At 63.8% G+C, this 15,839-nt stretch carries 16 protein-coding genes; 4 read left to right on the top strand and 12 right to left on the bottom strand.

Features of this window, described 5'->3' with window-relative positions; all coding sequences use genetic code 11:
* Window positions 1–242 precede the first annotated feature (242 nt).
* Complete coding sequence (locus tag NX068_RS20890) at window positions 243–2,480, top strand: NADP-dependent isocitrate dehydrogenase (RefSeq protein ID WP_263463165.1); 2,238 nt, start codon at window positions 243–245, stop codon at window positions 2,478–2,480.
* Between the two features lie 220 nt (window positions 2,481–2,700).
* Here the strand turns inward: NX068_RS20890 and NX068_RS20885 are convergent, their stop codons facing one another.
* The 4 genes from NX068_RS20885 to NX068_RS20870 all read right to left on the bottom strand — a co-directional run bounded on the left by NX068_RS20885 (window position 2,701) and on the right by NX068_RS20870 (window position 6,579).
* Window positions 2,701–3,084 (bottom strand): hypothetical protein, encoded by a 384-nt coding sequence (locus tag NX068_RS20885; RefSeq protein ID WP_442806771.1) that lies wholly within the window; start codon window positions 3,082–3,084, stop codon window positions 2,701–2,703.
* Window positions 3,081–4,748: a 2,3-bisphosphoglycerate-independent phosphoglycerate mutase gene (gene gpmI / locus NX068_RS20880; protein WP_263463164.1), complete on the bottom strand. Its 1,668-nt coding sequence runs from the start codon at window positions 4,746–4,748 to the stop codon at window positions 3,081–3,083. Before gpmI ends, NX068_RS20885 begins: the two co-directional genes overlap by 4 nt.
* A gap of 143 nt (window positions 4,749–4,891) precedes the next feature.
* Window positions 4,892–5,383 (bottom strand): c-type cytochrome, encoded by a 492-nt coding sequence (locus NX068_RS20875; RefSeq protein ID WP_263463163.1) that lies wholly within the window; start codon window positions 5,381–5,383, stop codon window positions 4,892–4,894.
* Between the two features lie 101 nt (window positions 5,384–5,484).
* On the bottom strand, window positions 5,485–6,579 hold the full coding sequence (locus NX068_RS20870) for an FUSC family protein (protein WP_263463162.1): 1,095 nt from the start codon (window positions 6,577–6,579) through the stop codon (window positions 5,485–5,487).
* 95 nt (window positions 6,580–6,674) lie between these two features.
* Here NX068_RS20870 and parA point away from each other — a divergent pair, with 95 nt between their 5' ends.
* Both parA and NX068_RS20860 read left to right on the top strand, forming a co-directional pair.
* On the top strand, window positions 6,675–7,334 hold the full coding sequence (gene parA / locus NX068_RS20865) for a ParA family partition ATPase (RefSeq protein WP_263463161.1): 660 nt from the start codon (window positions 6,675–6,677) through the stop codon (window positions 7,332–7,334).
* A 3-nt stretch (window positions 7,335–7,337) separates the two neighbouring features.
* On the top strand, window positions 7,338–7,907 hold the full coding sequence (locus NX068_RS20860; protein WP_263463160.1) for a hypothetical protein: 570 nt from the start codon (window positions 7,338–7,340) through the stop codon (window positions 7,905–7,907).
* 36 nt (window positions 7,908–7,943) lie between these two features.
* On the opposite strand, the gene NX068_RS20855 is transcribed toward NX068_RS20860, so the two are convergent.
* Window positions 7,944–8,885 carry a bestrophin family protein gene (locus NX068_RS20855; RefSeq protein WP_263463159.1) on the bottom strand — a complete coding sequence of 314 codons (942 nt, stop codon included), beginning with the start codon at window positions 8,883–8,885 and terminating at the stop codon, window positions 7,944–7,946.
* Window positions 8,886–8,973: 88 nt separating this feature from the next.
* Here NX068_RS20855 and NX068_RS20850 point away from each other — a divergent pair, with 88 nt between their 5' ends.
* Window positions 8,974–9,648: an alpha/beta hydrolase gene (locus NX068_RS20850; protein ID WP_263463158.1), complete on the top strand. Its 675-nt coding sequence runs from the start codon at window positions 8,974–8,976 to the stop codon at window positions 9,646–9,648.
* A gap of 60 nt (window positions 9,649–9,708) precedes the next feature.
* Here the strand turns inward: NX068_RS20850 and NX068_RS20845 are convergent, their stop codons facing one another.
* From NX068_RS20845 to NX068_RS20815, 7 genes are all read right to left on the bottom strand, one after another.
* Window positions 9,709–10,029: a DUF971 domain-containing protein gene (locus NX068_RS20845; protein ID WP_263463157.1), complete on the bottom strand. Its 321-nt coding sequence runs from the start codon at window positions 10,027–10,029 to the stop codon at window positions 9,709–9,711.
* A 13-nt stretch (window positions 10,030–10,042) separates the two neighbouring features.
* Window positions 10,043–10,990 (bottom strand): HEAT repeat domain-containing protein, encoded by a 948-nt coding sequence (locus NX068_RS20840; protein WP_263463156.1) that lies wholly within the window; start codon window positions 10,988–10,990, stop codon window positions 10,043–10,045.
* A gap of 10 nt (window positions 10,991–11,000) precedes the next feature.
* A complete protein-coding gene (locus NX068_RS20835) occupies window positions 11,001–11,234 on the bottom strand; it encodes a 4Fe-4S dicluster domain-containing protein (RefSeq protein WP_068637229.1) in 234 nt (77 codons plus the stop codon).
* 28 nt (window positions 11,235–11,262) lie between these two features.
* Window positions 11,263–12,993 carry a fumarate reductase/succinate dehydrogenase flavoprotein subunit gene (locus tag NX068_RS20830; RefSeq protein ID WP_263463155.1) on the bottom strand — a complete coding sequence of 577 codons (1,731 nt, stop codon included), beginning with the start codon at window positions 12,991–12,993 and terminating at the stop codon, window positions 11,263–11,265.
* A gap of 380 nt (window positions 12,994–13,373) precedes the next feature.
* Entirely contained in the window at window positions 13,374–14,393 is a 1,020-nt protein-coding gene (locus NX068_RS20825; RefSeq protein WP_263463154.1) for a tetratricopeptide repeat protein, read from the bottom strand.
* A gap of 73 nt (window positions 14,394–14,466) precedes the next feature.
* Window positions 14,467–14,823: a hypothetical protein gene (locus NX068_RS20820; protein WP_263463153.1), complete on the bottom strand. Its 357-nt coding sequence runs from the start codon at window positions 14,821–14,823 to the stop codon at window positions 14,467–14,469.
* An 11-nt stretch (window positions 14,824–14,834) separates the two neighbouring features.
* Window positions 14,835–15,737 (bottom strand): ParA family protein, encoded by a 903-nt coding sequence (locus tag NX068_RS20815; protein WP_263463152.1) that lies wholly within the window; start codon window positions 15,735–15,737, stop codon window positions 14,835–14,837.
* Window positions 15,738–15,839 lie beyond the last annotated feature (102 nt).

Raw genomic sequence — 15,839 nt, 5'->3', positions numbered from 1 at the left:
ATCAAGCTGCACCGGCCGGTTTGACTGCCTATACGGCAGTCAAACTCTACCGCGCGGGTCTGGTTTAAAGATACAAGCAGCCCCCGGCGAGAATTAGGGGCGCTTTTGATGTTTACGGTCCCCGGGGGCGGCGTTGCGTGGTATTTTCCTGCCGACATGCGCAAGCATGCCCATGCGTCGCGCAAGGCGACCGGGTGCCGCCATCGGCTTGGCGGCGAGAGATCAGAACATAGGGGAAAAGAATGGCTGAGGGGAAATCCAAGATCATTTACACGCTCACCGACGAAGCGCCGCTGCTGGCTACGTCGGCGTTCCTGCCGATCATCCGCACCTTTACCGGCCCGGCAGGCATCGAGGTCGAAGAGGCCGACATCTCGGTGTCGGCCCGCGTGCTGGCGGAGTTTCCGGAATTCCTGACCGAGGCGCAGCGCGTGCCGGACACGCTGGCCGAACTTGGTCGCCTGACTCTGCTGCCCGATACCAACATCATCAAGCTGCCCAACATCAGCGCCTCGGTGGCGCAGCTCAAAACGTGCATCAAGGAACTGCAGGCCAAGGGCTACGCCATTCCCGATTACCCGGAAGATCCGAAGACCGACGAGGAAAAGGCGCTGCGCACGCGTTACGGCAAGTGCCTGGGCTCGGCAGTCAACCCGGTGCTGCGCGAGGGCAACTCCGACCGCCGCGCGCCGGCCGCGGTCAAGAACTACGCCAAGAAGAACCCGCACTCGATGGGTGAATGGAAGCAGTGGTCGCAGTCCCACGTTTCCCACATGCACCATGGCGACTTCTACCACGGCGAGAAGTCGATGACGCTGGACAAGGCGCGCGACGTCAAGATGGAGCTGATCACCAAGTCCGGCAAGACCATCGTGCTCAAGCCCAAGGTTTCGCTGCTGGACGGCGAGATCATCGACTCGATGTTCATGAGCAAGAAGGCGCTGTGCGAGTTCTACGAGCGCGAGTTGGACGACTGCCGCGAAGCCGGCATCCTGTTCTCGTTGCACGTGAAGGCGACGATGATGAAGGTCTCGCACCCGATCGTGTTCGGCCACTGCGTCAAGATCTACTACAAGGATGCCTTCGCGAAGCACGGCAAGCTGTTCGACGAGCTCGGCATCAACGTCAATAACGGCATGGTCGATCTATACGAGAAGATCAAGACCCTGCCCGAATCCAAGCACGACGAAATCATCCGCGACCTGCACGCCTGCCACGAGCATCGCCCCGAGCTGGCTATGGTGGACTCGGCGAAGGGCATCACCAACTTCCATTCGCCCAACGACATCATCGTCGATGCCTCCATGCCGGCGATGATCCGCGGCGGCGGCAAAATGTGGGGCGCCGACGGCAAGCAGTACGACAGCAAGTGCGTGATGCCGGAATCGACCTTCGCCCGCATCTACCAGGAGATGATCAACTTCTGCAAATGGCACGGCAACTTCGACCCGCGCACGATGGGCACGGTGCCGAACGTCGGCCTGATGGCGCAGAAGGCCGAGGAATACGGCTCGCACGACAAGACCTTCGAGATTGCCGAAGATGGTGTGGCCAACATCGTCGATATCGCCACCGGCGAAGTGCTGCTGACGCAGAACGTCGAGGCCGGCGACATCTGGCGCATGTGCCAGGTCAAGGATGCGCCGATCCGCGACTGGGTGAAGCTGGCCGTGACCCGCGCACGCAATTCGGGCATGCCGGCGATCTTCTGGCTCGACCCCTATCGTCCACACGAGAACGAGCTGATCAAGAAGGTGAAGACCTACCTGAAGGACTACGACACCAGCGGCCTCGACATCCAGATCATGTCGCAGGTGCGCGCCATGCGCTACACGCTGGAGCGGGTGATCCGCGGCCTCGACACCATCTCGGTGACCGGCAACATCCTGCGCGACTACCTGACCGACCTGTTCCCGATCATGGAGCTGGGCACCAGCGCCAAGATGCTGTCGATCGTGCCGCTGATGAACGGCGGCGGCATGTACGAGACCGGTGCCGGCGGCTCCGCGCCCAAGCACGTCCAGCAGCTCACGCAGGAAAACCACCTGCGCTGGGATTCGCTGGGCGAGTTCCTGGCGCTGGCGGTATCGATGGAAGACCTCGGCATCAAGACCGGCAACACCAGGGCGAAGATCCTCGCCAAGACGCTCGACCTGGCCACCGGCAAGCTGCTCGACGAGAACAAGTCGCCGTCGCCCAAGACCGGCCAGCTCGACAACCGCGGCAGCCAGTACTACCTCGCCACGTTCTGGGCCCAGGCCCTGGCCGAGCAGACCGAAGATGCCGAACTGGCGCAGCATTTCGCGCCGATCGCGAAGGCCCTGGCGGAGAACGAGCAGAAGATTGTTGCCGAACTCACCGAAGTGCAGGGCAAGCCGGTCGACATCGGCGGCTACTACAAGGTCGATCCGGTCAAGTGCGGCGCAGTGATGCGTCCGAGCGCCATGCTCAATAGCATTCTGGAGACGGCGAAGGCCTGATCCCGGCGGCCTGAGTGGCGGAGGGCGCAGCCCTCAGCGCCGCGGAATCGATGCCGGGCTTCCTCGCAAGGGAAGCCCGGCTTTTCGTTTACGGCCATTGTGCGCCTGCCGGCTCGCCCGGCGACATGCAATCCATCTGGCCGGTCAGGCACAGCAAGCGTGATGCCGCCGGGCAGATCGCGGCAATCAGGGCCGGCATGATTGCCGCTGCCGTCGGTGCTCAGGCTGCCGTGCAGTCGTTGGCGAGCGGCGCGTGGGTGCGCCCGTCGAGCAGCAGCCCCTTCCACGGCAGGTCGATCCAGACCAGACCGCTGGCCACGTCTTCGAAGCGCGGCAGGCCCGATTCGGAAAAGTCGCGCTCGAGCTGGTAGCGGCGTCCTCTCCAGTCCAGCTGCAGGCGGTGGTTGACCTTGCCCTGCATCTCGCGCTGCAGTCCGACTTGCTGGCCCTCGCCGCAGCGGTAGTCGCCGCTGGGCAGGGCGAAGTGGAACTGCCCGCTCTGGCTGGAAATGCCGTCGTCCTGTTCGACCACCGGCGGCGGCAGGCTGCAGGCGGAAAGCAGCAGCGCGAGGCTGGCGAGGAGGGCGCGCGGTGTCATGGTCATTTCACCTCCAGCAGGCTGTCGTCCCATTTGTCGTGCTTCTGCAGGCCGAGCAGGTTCGCCACCGTCGCAGCGATGTTGGACAGGCCGGCGGTTTCGCTCTGCTTCAGCCCCAGCCTGCCGCCGCTGACGTTGTCGTACAGGATCAGCGGCACCGGGTTCAGCGTGTGGGCGGTCTTGGCCTTGTAGGAGCCGTCCTTGTTGACGGCCGGTTCCTTGGTCTTCTTGTCGAGTTCGAACATTTCGTCGGCGTTGCCATGGTCGGCGGTGACGAGGGCGACGCCGCCGGCCTTGTCCACCGCCTTCAGCAGGCGGCCGAGCGCCAGGTCGACCGCTTCGATCGCCATCGTCGCCGCGCGGAAGTTGCCGGTGTGGCCGACCATATCGCCGTTGGCGTAGTTGCAGCGCAGCACCTTGTACTGGCCCGACTGCAGCGCGGCGATCATCGCATCGGTGATCTCGGCCGCCTTCATCCACGGGCGCTGCTCGAAGGGGACGACGTCGCTGGGGACTTCCTGCCAGGTTTCGCCGCCGAACCTGCTCGAGCGGTTGCCGTTCCAGAAATAGGTGACGTGGCCGAACTTCTGCGTCTCGGAGCAGGCGAACTGCGGCAGTCCGGTCTTGCTGAACCATTCGCCCGAAGTGTCGCGGATCGCCGGCGGCGGCACCAGGAAGCGGCTGGGCAACTGCAGGTCGCCGTCGTACTGCAGCATGCCGGCGTAAGTGACGCGCGGATGGCGCACACGGTCGAACTCGCTGAAGTCGTCCTCGACGAAGGCGCGGGTGATCTCGATCGCACGGTCGCCGCGGAAGTTGTAGAGCACCACCGCGTCGCCGTCCTCGATGGTGCCGATCGGCTTGCCATTGCCGTTTTCGTCGAACTCGGCAATGACGAACTCCGGCAGGTCCTGGTCGATGGTGCCGGGATGGCTTGCGCGCAGGCCTTCGACGGCCGCGGTGGCATTGGCGAACTGCGGGCCTTCGCCCAGCACGTGGGTGCGCCAGCCGCGTGCCACCATCGGCCAGTTGGCGTCGTAGCGGTCCATCGTGATGTACTGGCGGCCGCCCCCCGAGGCGATGCGGGCATCGAAGCCGTCGGTGCTGATTTCGGCCAGGAAGGCTTCGAAAGGCACGACGTAGTCCAGCGCACTGGTCTCGGGCACGTCGCGGCCGTCGAGCAGCGCATGGATGCGCACCGTCTTCACGCCTTCGGCCTTGGCCTGCACCACCATCGCCTTCAGGTGGTCGATGTGGCTATGCACGTTGCCGTCCGAGAACAGGCCGATGAAGTGAAGCACGCCGGCCTTGCCGTTGGCGCCGCTCTTGGCGGCGGCGACGATCTCCTGCCAGGCGCTGCCCTGCCAGATCGTGCCTTCGGCGATGGCGTTGGCGACCAGCGCCGCGCCCTGCGCATAGACCTGGCCGGCGCCGATGGCGTTGTGGCCGACTTCGGAGTTGCCCATGTCGTCGTCCGACGGCATGCCGACCGCGGTGCCGTGGGCACGCAGCGTGATGTTCGGATAGCGGGCGAACAGGCGGTCCAGCGTCGGCTTGCGGGCAGCGTCGATGGCGCTGCCGACCGTGTGCTTGGGAATGCCGTAGCCGTCCATGACGATCACGACGACAGGGCCCGGGACGCCGGCGAAGGCGGGGTTCTTTTGCAGCATGCTCGTTTCCTGAAGATGAAATCCATCACCGGCGCGGCGTGCCGCACTCGGCCAAGCCGCTATTTTCCTTCAAATCGGCGCGGTAGTCGCATGGGCGTATTCAATCCTTGCAATCGATCCGGCGCCGTTCCGATGCCGGCGGCCTATTTCCTGAAGTCGCGGTGGCAGGATTTGCAGCTTGCATGAACCTTGTCATAGGCTGCCTGGGCGCGGCTCCTGTCATGCGTCTGCGCGGCCTGGGCGAGCGCGTCGGTGGCGTCGTAGAAGGCCCGCCGTTCGTGCTCGAAGTCCTGCGGGTGTTCCCACACCGCGGCCTTGGCCTTGGTGGGCGGCTGGAGCGTGTCGGGCGTGAAGTACGGCCACGGACCTTCGCGCAGGGTGACGAGCTCGGCGGCCAGGCGGGCGAATTCGTCGGCCTGGTAGCGGTCGTCGCGCAGCATCTTGCCCATCGGCTCGAAGCTGCGCAGCATGGCCTTGAAGGCCTCCTGGCGATGCTTGATCGGCTGCCCGGGCAGGGTGTCCTCCACCGGGCCGCCACAGCCGGCGAGAGCCAGCAGCAGCATGGAGAAAGAGAGGACGAAGGAAGAGCGGGCGAGGGACGGCGGTGCAGAAGACGGCAAGCAGGTTCGGGACATGGGTGTGGACTGCAGCGGTTTCAAGGACTGGGAAAGTACGCGCTCGGCGTGGTGCAGTCGGTTCCGACCGTACCGGCGGCAAGTCGTTCAGGACCGGCGGTTCAACCACGCAGTCGCGCGGGCGTGAGCCTGCGCAACTGGCGGCCGACGATGGCGCGGAAGCGCACATTGTGCAGGCAGAGGCCGCCCGCCAGCCCGATCAGGCAGCCGAGCACGGTGTCGATGAAGCGGCTCTGGAGCAGTTCCACGGCAGGCAGCTGCCCCAGCGTGGGGGCTTCGGCGAGCACGATCGTCAATGGCGTGATGAAGATGACGGCGAAGCCGTAGTGCCGCACCACGGTGCTTTCGATGATGAAGGTGAGCACGATCACGATCGGCGCGATGCTCCATGGCGACAGCGGCAGCGAGATGATGCCCCAGGCCAGCAGCATGCCGACGGCGGTGCCCAGCACGCGGTGCAGCTGCCGGTTCCATACCGCGCGCAGCGACACGCCCTGGATCACCGCCACGCAGCTGATCGGCACCCAGTAGGGGCGGTCGAGCTGCAGCGCCTGGGCGATGGCGAGCGACAGGCTGACGCAGGCGCCGATCACGATCGAATCCAGCACGATGAAATCGAAGTCTGCCGGCGGCAAGGGGGCGGGCGCTTCGGGCGCTTCCAGGCGCAGGACGTGCAGGCTGTAGAAGAAGGCGATCAGGCTCGCCAGCAGCGTGCCCATCGTCAGCAGCCCGACTCGGAGCGGGATCTCCTCGACGGTGCCGGGCGTGTAGGCAGCGATCGCCGCAGCCAAGACGAAGAACAGGCTGCCGGGCGGTCCGATGCGGTAGAAGCGGGCCACCATCGACACCAGCACGGTGATGAAGCCCAGCATCACCGCCTTCGCCAATGGCAGGAAATGGACGATCGTGCCCAGCGTGTAGCTCGCCGACATGCCGAAGGCGCAGGCCATCAGCCAGGTCATGCGGTGCGACAGCGGGGTGTTGGGCAGGTACAGGAACACTAGGCCGCCGAGCGAGGAGATCAGGCCGTATTCCAGGCGGTCGAAGTAGGCGCCGACCAGCAGCGGCAGGCCGGTTGCGAGCGCCGCGGCGAAAGGCATCTGCCAGCGGCGGTTGCTGGGGGTGATGGCGGTGAGCTGCTGCCATTCGTTGCGGATCAGCGCCTCGAATCTGCGCAGGGCGGATGGATGGTCCATGGTTCGGTGCCGGTGATGTGCGTCCGATGTGTAACACACCCTCGGCGATGCTTGCGATAGCATCCTGCCGTATCACCTTTTTTTCCGGATCTCACATGAGCGCACCCACGCTGATTGCCCTGATTTCGCAGAAAGGCGGTTCGGGCAAGACCACGGTGGCGATGCAGCTGGCTGCGGGCCTGGCGCTGGCCGGCTACCGTGCCGCGCTGGCCGACCTCGACCCGCAGGAAAGCGCATCGCGCTGGGCCGAATCGGCGCCGCCCGAAACGCCTTTCCCGGCGCAACTGGTGCGCCTGCAGGGCAAGGCGAAGGACATGGCCAAGACCCTGAAGCCGGTCGCCAACGGCGTCGATGTGGTGGTGATGGACTGCCCACCGTCCATCGAACATCCCCACACGATGAGCGCGCTGGAACTGTGCGATCTCGCCCTGGTGCCGGTGGTGCCCAGTCCGACCGATCTTTGGGCGACGCGCGGCATCGAGCGCCTGATCCTCGATCGCCAGCGCACGCGCCCTGCGCTGCGTGGCGCGCTGCTGCCCAACCGCGTCATGCGCACTTCGCTGGCGGGGGACGTGCTCGACGTGCTGCAGGATTTCGAGCTGCCGGTGCTCGATGCCGCCCTGTCGCAGCGCAGTGCGTATGCGCTCAGTGCCGTGCGCGGCACCTCGGTGTTCGGGCTCGGGCGCGCCGCTGCCGCGGCCCAGGAAGAAGTCGAGCAATTGGTTGCGGCCGTTCTCAAACTGATCGAAGGATGAGCGATGTCTACCTCCAGAAGCACCTTGTCTAAGCTGCGTGAAACCTTGAAGCAGGAAGACAGCGCGCTGTCCGAACGCCTGCCGGCGGTGGCGGTGCCGCCGGCCGTCGGTGCAAAGGCGCGATCCGACAGCACAGTGGTCGGGAAGCCGGCGGCCGCGCGCAAGGGCGCCAGGCCTGCTGCGGCACCGGGGCCGAAACCGAAAGTGGGGCCGAGCCCCGAACCTGTACCGGATGCGAAGAACGCGGCCGAGGCGGTGCCGCCACGCGCCAGGCCCGACAGGAAGCGGCCGGCCCGGACGGCGGCCAGTGCGGACGGGAAGGCCAGCGCCGGCAGGGAAAAGCCGGCCAAGCCGGAAAAGGTCGTGCGCAATTCCTTCTCGATGCCCGCTGGCGAACACAAGCGCATCAAGGCGCTGCGTGCCGCGCTGGCCAAGGCGGGATGCGAGGCGAGCAAGTCCGAAGTGCTGCGCGCCGGACTGGCCTTGCTGGCGGCGCGGGACCTGAAGGAAGTGATCCGGGCCGTCGCCGCCCTGCCCAAGGTGAAGAAGGGCAAGCGCGGCAAGAAGGCCTGAGTTTTCCGCGGCGCTCTGCCCCTGCGCCGCTCCGTTTCAGCGCAGCACGAAGTTCTTGTCGGGCTGCGGCGCCGGCGGCGGCGTCTCGCCCAGCAGTTCGCGCAGGCTGGCATCGATGCCGGCAACGATGGCATCGAGCGCGAGGTCGTTGGGCATGGTGCCGAAGGGCTCCTCGATTTCGTCGCTGAGCGCTTCGAGAGCGAAGAAGGTATAGGCGACGAAGACCACCACCAGCGGCATCATCAGACCGATCGAATCGACCAGGCCGAAAGGCAGCAGCATGCAGTAGCAGTAGGAGCTGCGATGCAGGATCACCGTATAGGTGAAGGGCAGCGGCGTATTGGCGATGCGCTCGCAACTGCCCAGCGCATTGGACAGCTCATCCAGCCCGGCTTCCATGTGCTGCGCCAGGATGGGCGTCAAGCTGCCGTTTTCGCGCCGCTCCCGCAGCCATTCGGCCAGCCACACGAGGATCAGCGTGGGGGCCGAGCGCGCACCGCGCAGACGAGCGACAAGGGCGTCGGGCAACAGACCGTCCAGGTTGGCGTCGACGGGCTGGCGGCGCAGCTGGTTGCGCATCGCCGTGGCGAAGCCGATCAGGCCGAGCACGAAAGGCCGGGCCGCGTCAGATCGAGCCGCGTCAGGCCGCGCATCGTCGCCGTGCGTGATCAGCGTCAGCGCCTGGCGGGCCAGGTTGCGGGCCGTGATCAGCGTTCCGCCCCACAGCTTGCGCGCTTCCCAGTAGCGGTCGTAGCTGGCATTGATGCGAAAGCCGAGAAAGATCGCCAGTGCCACGCCCATCAGCGAGAAGGGTGCGGCCGTCAGCGTGACTTTCCAGTCGAACAGCCGGCCGTGCATCGCCAGCACCGCGCAGGACAGCAGGAAGACGAACAGCAACTGCCAGAAGATGCGCGGCATCAGGGAGCCGCGGCGGACGAACAGCAGGTGGAGCCAGTGCGGTCGGGGTCGGACGATCACGATGAAGGCCTGTCGGTGGAAAGCGGGATTCTGGCATTGTTGACGGGTGCAGGCATTGTGCCTTGCGAACACCATACGGGAGTCGTGAATGTCCGAAATCAGCTTTGTCGAAGTCGAAACAGCGCCGAACCCCAGCGTGGCGGTGATCTGGCTCCACGGCCTCGGCGCCGACGGCCACGACTTCGAACCCATCGTCCCCGAACTCGCGCTGCCGCCCTCGCCCGCCGTGCGCTTCGTCTTCCCGCACGCACCCCACCAGCCGGTCACCTGCAACGGCGGCTACGTCATGCGCGCCTGGTACGACATCGTCTCGCTGGCGCCGGACAGCCGCGAGATCGACGAAGCAGGCCTGCTCGCCTCGCGCGACGTCGTCCGCGCCCTGATTGCCCGAGAAGTGGCGCGGGGCATCCCGAGCAATCGCATCTTCCTTGCCGGCTTCTCGCAGGGCGGTGCAGTCGCCTACCTGAGCGCGCTGACCCATTCCGAGCCGCTGGCGGGCGTGATCGCGCTATCGACCTACATCCCCGCTCCCCATCTGATTACCGACGGCTTGTCCGCCGCCAACAGCGACATTCCGCTATTCGTCGCCCACGGCAGCGAGGACGACGTGGTGTCGCCGGTTATGGGCAGGCAGGCCCTCGAGCTGCTGCAAAGCCTGGGCCTGAAGCCGGAATGGCGTACCTATACGATGCCGCATGCGGTCTGCACGCAGGAGATCGACGACATCGGGGTCTGGCTGCAGGCGCGGATTGCGGCGCTATAGCGGACGCCCGTCGAGCGCCCGCTTAGTCAGGTACCAATCACGAGATCCGGCTGCGGCAGCTTATGTCTCGAGCAAGGCGTGTCCGTCACCGAGCTCGCGCAGATAGGCCCAGGGATAGATGCCGCGGTCGTGGCCGTCGGTGAAGACTAGGTTGAGCCCCTTGTCGGCGACCGGCCGGATGTCGGCCAGCGCGGCAGGCGGGGCGGGTAACTGTCCGCTGCGCCGGCGCTGGGTGCAGGCGGCGCAGCGGCACTGCTGGCGCAGCCGGCCGTGGTGCAGCACGCTCAGCGCGCCGTCGTCCCATTCGATGACCAACTGGCCGGTGCGGCGGTGGTTGGTGATCTGCACCGGCCGGCAGGAAGGGGCGTCGGCGAATGCCATGTCCGTTCTCCTGTCACTGGCGTGCCAGTTCGATCGCGGTCAGCGCCAGCCGGGACAGCTTGCGGACGTCGGGATCGGGGTCTTCGAGCGCCTTTTCCAGCGCGGGAATTGCACGCGGGTCGGCGATCTCGCCGAGGGCGATGGCGGCTTCCTTGCGCAGGTTGCTGATCGTGTGCGACAGCGCGTCCACCAGCGCCGGCAGGCCGGCGGTGGCCTTCAGTACGCCGAGGCTGCGCGCGGCCTTGACGCGGACCTGCCAGTAGTCGTCGTTCATGGCCTTGACCAGGTCCGGGGTCGCCGGGCCGAGGCGGAGCTTGCCGATGGTCTGGGCGGCTTCGTCGCGCACCGTCCAGGCGCTGTCGTTGAGTGCCCGGGTCAGCGCCGGCAGCACGCTGATCTCCGAGGTGTAGCCGAGGGCGCCGACGGCGATGCGGCGGACCTCGGCGTCCGGGTCGTGGGCGGCGACTTCGGCCAGTTCGCCCACGGCTTCGGCACGGCGCAGGTAGCCGAGCACGCCTACGGCTTCGCGGCGGACGCCCGGGTCAGGGTCGCGCAGTGCGGCAAGCGCCGGCTCGAAGGCGCCGGCGGCGCGCAGTGCCCGTATGGCGCGGAAGGCCAGCGTGCGCACCGCCGCGGCATGTCCGCTCAGATAGGGCAGCAGGTGCCCGGCCGAGGCGCTGTCCTTCAGTTCGGCGAGCACCTCGCCGGCGGCGTCGCGCACTGCTGCGTCGTCGTCGAGCAGGCGGGCAGCCAGCGTTTCCACCACTTCCGGTTCCTCGAAGCCTTCGAGCGCGCGCACCGCTTCGGCACGGACGTCGGCAACCTCGTCGCTCAGGCGCGGCAGCAGTAGCGGCACGATGTCGTCCTCGTCACTGTAGGGTAGCTCGATCACCGCCAGGCGGCGGACTTCGGCGTCGGTGCTGGCGAGGCGTTCGGCGAGTGAGTCCAGGCTGATCGTCATCGCGTTCTCCTCAGCGCAGCAGGTAGGGAATGCTGACCTCGACGGCGCCGGTCGGGCAGTCGGTCTCGCACGGCAGGCAGTACCAGCATTCGTCGAACTGCATGAAGGCTTTCTTCTTCACCAGGTCGATGGCCAGCACGTCGAGCGGACAGACGTCGACGCAGACCGTGCAGCCTTTTTCGGCGATGCATTTGTCTTCGTGGACCTTGACCGGTGCCTGGGTCAGGGTGGTGGCGATGCTCATGGGTAAGTCCTCTGTTCGATGGGGCGCGTCAGGCGGCTTCGGCCTTGCGTTCGACGCGCAGGCGCTGGTAGGCGTCGCGCTCGTCGTCGTCGATCGGCACGACGTAGGGTTCGACGGCCTTCTTGGTCATCGCCATGCGGCCGTCGGCGCCCTTGCTCAGCAGGGTGTGGCAGAACCAGTCGGCATCGTTGCGTTCGGGGTGATCGACGCAGTAGTGGTACAGGCCCCAGCGGCTTTCGGTACGGAACATCGACGATCGTGCTGCCATCTCCGCGCAATCGATGATCGACATCGCTTCCATCGCCCGCATCAGTTCGTGCGGGTTGGTCGCCACCATGGCCTGGGCGTCCTCGCGCACCTCGTCGAAGCGGCGCAGGCCGATCTCGTACTTGCGGGTGATCTTCGGCGGCTGCAGGTAGTCGTTCACCAGGCGGCGGGTCTTGTACTCGATCTGGAATGGCGTCAGCCCTTCGCTGCGTTGCAATGGCGCCGATACGCGCGCCTGTTCGGCGGCTACCGCGCCCTCGTCGATCGCCTTGTCGGCGACCGTGCTGCAATATTCGGCGGCGTTGTGGCCGCAGATGCGGCCATAGACGAAGGCGCCGAGCATGTAGTTGTGCGGCACGCTGGCACAGTCGCCGGCGGCGTACAGGCCGGGCACCGAGGTTTCACCGCGCGCGTTGGTCCAGATGCCCGAGGCGCTGTGGCCGCTGCAGAAGCCGATCTCGGAGATGTGCATCTCGATCATCTGCCTGCGGTAGTCGTTGCCGCGCTTCTCGTGGAAGCGACCGCGGCTGGGGCGCTCGTTGGTGTGCAGGATGTGCTCGATCTCGCTGATGGTCTCTTCGGCGAGGTGGTCGAGCTTGAGGAAGACCGGGCCGTTGCCGCTTTGCAGCTCGCGGTAGAACTCCAGCATCATCTGGCCGCTCCAGTAGTCGCACTCGATGAAGCGCTCGCCCTTGCCGTTGGCGGTATAGCCGCCGAAGGGACCGGTGACGTAGGCACAGGCGGGGCCGTTGTAGTCCTTGATCAGCGGGTTGATCTGGAAGCACTCCAGGTTGGCCAGCGCCGCGCCGGCGTGATAGGCCATGGCGTGGCCGTCGCCGGAGTTGGTCGGGTTCTCGTAGGTGCCCATCAGGTAGCCGGAGGCGGGCAGGCCGATGCGGCCGGCGGCGCCGGTGGTGATGACCGCGGCCTTGCAGCGGATCACGTAGAAGTCGGCAGTGCGACAGTCGAAGCCCATCACGCCGGTGACTTCGCCGTTGGTCCCGGTCAGCAGGCGGGTGACGACGACGCGGTTGGTGATCTCCACCCGCGCGCGTTTCAACTGGCGGTAGAGGATCTTCTTCATGTGGTGGCCTTCGGGCATCGGCAGCACGTAGCTGCCGAGGTGGTGCACCTTGCGCACCGCGTAGTCGCCGGTCTCGTCCTTCTCGAACTTGACGCCCCAGCGGTCCAGCTCCTGGATCATGTCGAAGCTGTTGGCCGCATAGGCCATCACCGCTTCCTGGTCGACGATGCCGTCGTTGGCGATGGTGATTTCCTTGACGTACTGCTCGGGTGTGGCGTGGCCGGGGATGACGGCGTTGTTGAGGCCGTCCATGCCCATCGAGATCGCGCCGCTACGCTTGACGTGGGCCTTGTCGATCAGCAGGACCTTCAGCCCGGGGTTCTTTTCCTTGGCCTTGACCGCCGCCATCGGCCCGCCGGTGCCGCCGCCGATCACCACCAGGTCGAATTCCATGTCGATGCGTTTCATTGCTGTTCCCGTGCAGAGGAACGGCAACCTTACGCCGGACGGGTTCGCAGCCGAACCAAGATGAACTGCTATCGATTCCACTGCCGGGGATAAGACGGCGAGTCATGGGGAAGCTCGCAGGCGGAACATCCCGCCGATGGCGGTCAGCCGACAAGATTCGGCAAAAGCAGCGGAGACGGCCGTGTAAGCCAGCGCCTCTGGCAAGACGGTGCGCCCACCAGCATCACGGCTGCGCTCGGCTCGAGAATACCGAAAAACTGGCCAATGACCCCAAAAGTGGACGGGGCAGCCGGTTTCAGACGCTGATTCCGGCGTCACCCGTTCGCTGAGCAGGCCTACCGGCTCGGTTCCGGGCTCGGAGACAAAAAGGGCCTCATCGCCTACGACTCGGGGCTGGCAATTCTTGTTGAGAGGATATGCTGCGCCATTGCGTTTCCTCCCTCTGCTGCCTTGACATACCATTGCATTGCCATTAATGAATTCTTAGGCATGCCGCTGCCGTTTTCGCACATGGCTCCCAAGTACAACTGCGCATCAGGGCTACCATTCTTTGCTGCTTCTAAGAACAGTGCGGCCGCCCGATGAAGATCCTGAGAAATTTCCTTCCCACCGTAGTACATTTCGCCAAGTTGAACCTGCGCTTGGCGGTCTCCGATTTTGGCAAGCTTTTCGAGTTCACTTACGGCGGCGCTTAAGGCATCGTTCGCATTTCCTTGGGTCTGTGACGGTTCTGGCGCACTTGGTGCTGGTCCTTCAGCATTCTTGCTTTTCAACCACTTGTCTGCTTCGGCAAGAGCGACTTCCGCTTCGGCCCTTGAAAATGACTTCAACGCGACATCAAGTGCCTTTCGAGCCTCGACATGTCCTTGTTCGGCTGCAATCTTGAACCATTTAATGGTTTTGCAAGCATTTCCCGTAACTCCGCTTCCTTCTGTCATGTATGCCCATCCAAGCGCGTATTGGGCATCCGTATAGCCGAGGTTCGCAGAGTCGGAAATGTATTTTATCGATGCGCTCAGTTCCTTAACTGCGCGAAATATTATTCCAAGTTGATACAAGGACGCCGGATCGTTGGCTTTAGCATCGGCCTTTATCTCATCTAAGCTACGAGAGAAAAGCTTCCTTGAAATCGAATCAAGGGCTTCCGTTCCTTGCGTGTAGTCGGAGTTAAGCAGGCCGCGCTTCTTCAACTCATTCGTTAAGGTCGACATCTTCTGCACGGCCTTCTTGTACGCCTCTGGTCCGACGGCCTTCGCAGCACGAACGTTATTCTCATGGAGTGACCACAAATCCAATAGCTGCTGATTTGTTCTCTTTGAGTAGTCGGTGCCGATGTTCGTAAAGAACATGATGAAGATAACCACCAATACGGCAATCCCGATGGCAAGTTCAATGCTCATGTGTAACTCCTATGAGGCCCAACGTGGAAGTGAGCGGCCTGCGCGGCTTTTTGCGCAGATCCGCTCGGCCGGGTTAGCTTTCTCCGGCACCTTTGCCACGAATTGCTTCATGCCCACGCTCAAAGTCGAAGACACGCCAGAGAATTTGCTCAACTAGCCAAACCTTTGGTTTCTTTTTGTCGGAGGATGGGCCGCCCGCCTCGACAAACACCGCGCCTAATTCATGCTGTTTCATGGCACCAAGCCGTTCTTCGGCTGCGCCTCTCTCAACTGTCCTGAGCGACGTTAAGACTGCGCGGGCATCGAACTCGGGGGTAGGTTCTTGTTCAACGTCGCTTGTTGATTCATGCAACAGCTCTCGGATTAGGGTCTGTGCCTCATCGAGTGCCTTGGCGAGTCGTTCTAGCCTTCGTTTCTGGTGTGGTGTCATAGGGCGCTGCCTTACGGACGAGTGATGCGATCATAGAACTCTTCCGCGACGGTATGAATTTGATCAGCGTACTTTTGGTCGACGGCATAGTCAGATAGTGCGATGGGTTCGCTCTGGGCTGGCCGTTGGGCAATCTTATCGGACTGTGAGACGTAGGATTTGAATACGGACTCAGGATACTTGGCACGGATACGCGACATGAAGTCCTCTTGGGATTGTGTTCCGCCCGAGAGATACCGGACCTTGTTGAAAACGATCCCGGCTAGGGACGGTTTCTTGAATGCTTCGGTGCCGATGATGTTGTTCGCGGAGGAGAACACAGAATTGATCGACGCTTGAATATGCGCGATACCCAGCGTTGAAAGGTACTCAGCAAGGGCAACGACGACGTAGTACTGACTTGCGAATAGTCCGTTTTGTGTTGCAAGGTAGAGATTTGGTGGGCAGTCGATGAAGATGAAGTCATATTGGTTGTCGATGGCTGCCAACGCCTTCTTGAGAAAGAGTTGCGCCTTTGGGTTCTCAAAGCCAAACCGCTGAGCCAGTCTGAGGTCTACCCCGAAAAGCTGCATGTCAGATGGGACCAGTTTAATGCCGCGATTCAGCCGAAGATCGAACTGCTGATACCAAGGAGATTTCGCAAATCGTGTTGGGGTGGCGATGATAGAAGAGATGTCAAATGGTTTGTCGTCCAGGCACGCCTCGAAGAAGGATAGTAGAGTGCCTTTCTCGTTGATCTGACGTTCCCAGTCGGCTTCATTGAGCCAGTAAAGCGTGCAGTTGGACTGGGGATCCAAATCAACCATGAGCACGCGGGAGTTAAATTTCTTGTACAGAGAGGCGGCGAGCTCCACCGAGAGAGTTGTCTTTCCGACCCCGCCCTTGAAGTTGATGAAGGAAACAACCGTTGCCATAGTGATCCTCTTTGATTGAGAAAGCTAAGGAAACACTGATTATTTCACCAGCCTGCCTTCCTGATGGCAGAGCTGTTTGAGACACTGTCGCCTACGCAGACT

The organism is Thauera carbonicopians (assembly GCF_025699485.1).
GTDB lineage: Bacteria > Pseudomonadota > Gammaproteobacteria > Burkholderiales > Rhodocyclaceae > Thauera.
This window is presented reverse-complemented; position numbering and strand designations above follow the sequence as displayed.

Coding starts and splice junctions, on each gene's coding strand:
- NX068_RS20890 (WP_263463165.1), top strand. CDS start 243: ATGGCTGAGGGGAAATCCAAGATCATTTACACGCTCACCGACGAAGCG.
- NX068_RS20885 (WP_442806771.1), bottom strand. CDS start 3,084: ATGACCATGACACCGCGCGCCCTCCTCGCCAGCCTCGCGCTGCTGCTT.
- gpmI (WP_263463164.1), bottom strand. CDS start 4,748: ATGCTGCAAAAGAACCCCGCCTTCGCCGGCGTCCCGGGCCCTGTCGTC.
- NX068_RS20875 (WP_263463163.1), bottom strand. CDS start 5,383: ATGTCCCGAACCTGCTTGCCGTCTTCTGCACCGCCGTCCCTCGCCCGC.
- NX068_RS20870 (WP_263463162.1), bottom strand. CDS start 6,579: ATGGACCATCCATCCGCCCTGCGCAGATTCGAGGCGCTGATCCGCAAC.
- parA (WP_263463161.1), top strand. CDS start 6,675: ATGAGCGCACCCACGCTGATTGCCCTGATTTCGCAGAAAGGCGGTTCG.
- NX068_RS20860 (WP_263463160.1), top strand. CDS start 7,338: ATGTCTACCTCCAGAAGCACCTTGTCTAAGCTGCGTGAAACCTTGAAG.
- NX068_RS20850 (WP_263463158.1), top strand. CDS start 8,974: ATGTCCGAAATCAGCTTTGTCGAAGTCGAAACAGCGCCGAACCCCAGC.
- NX068_RS20845 (WP_263463157.1), bottom strand. CDS start 10,029: ATGGCATTCGCCGACGCCCCTTCCTGCCGGCCGGTGCAGATCACCAAC.
- NX068_RS20840 (WP_263463156.1), bottom strand. CDS start 10,990: ATGACGATCAGCCTGGACTCACTCGCCGAACGCCTCGCCAGCACCGAC.
- NX068_RS20835 (WP_068637229.1), bottom strand. CDS start 11,234: ATGAGCATCGCCACCACCCTGACCCAGGCACCGGTCAAGGTCCACGAA.
- NX068_RS20830 (WP_263463155.1), bottom strand. CDS start 12,993: ATGAAACGCATCGACATGGAATTCGACCTGGTGGTGATCGGCGGCGGC.
- NX068_RS20825 (WP_263463154.1), bottom strand. CDS start 14,393: ATGAGCATTGAACTTGCCATCGGGATTGCCGTATTGGTGGTTATCTTC.
- NX068_RS20820 (WP_263463153.1), bottom strand. CDS start 14,823: ATGACACCACACCAGAAACGAAGGCTAGAACGACTCGCCAAGGCACTC.
- NX068_RS20815 (WP_263463152.1), bottom strand. CDS start 15,737: ATGGCAACGGTTGTTTCCTTCATCAACTTCAAGGGCGGGGTCGGAAAG.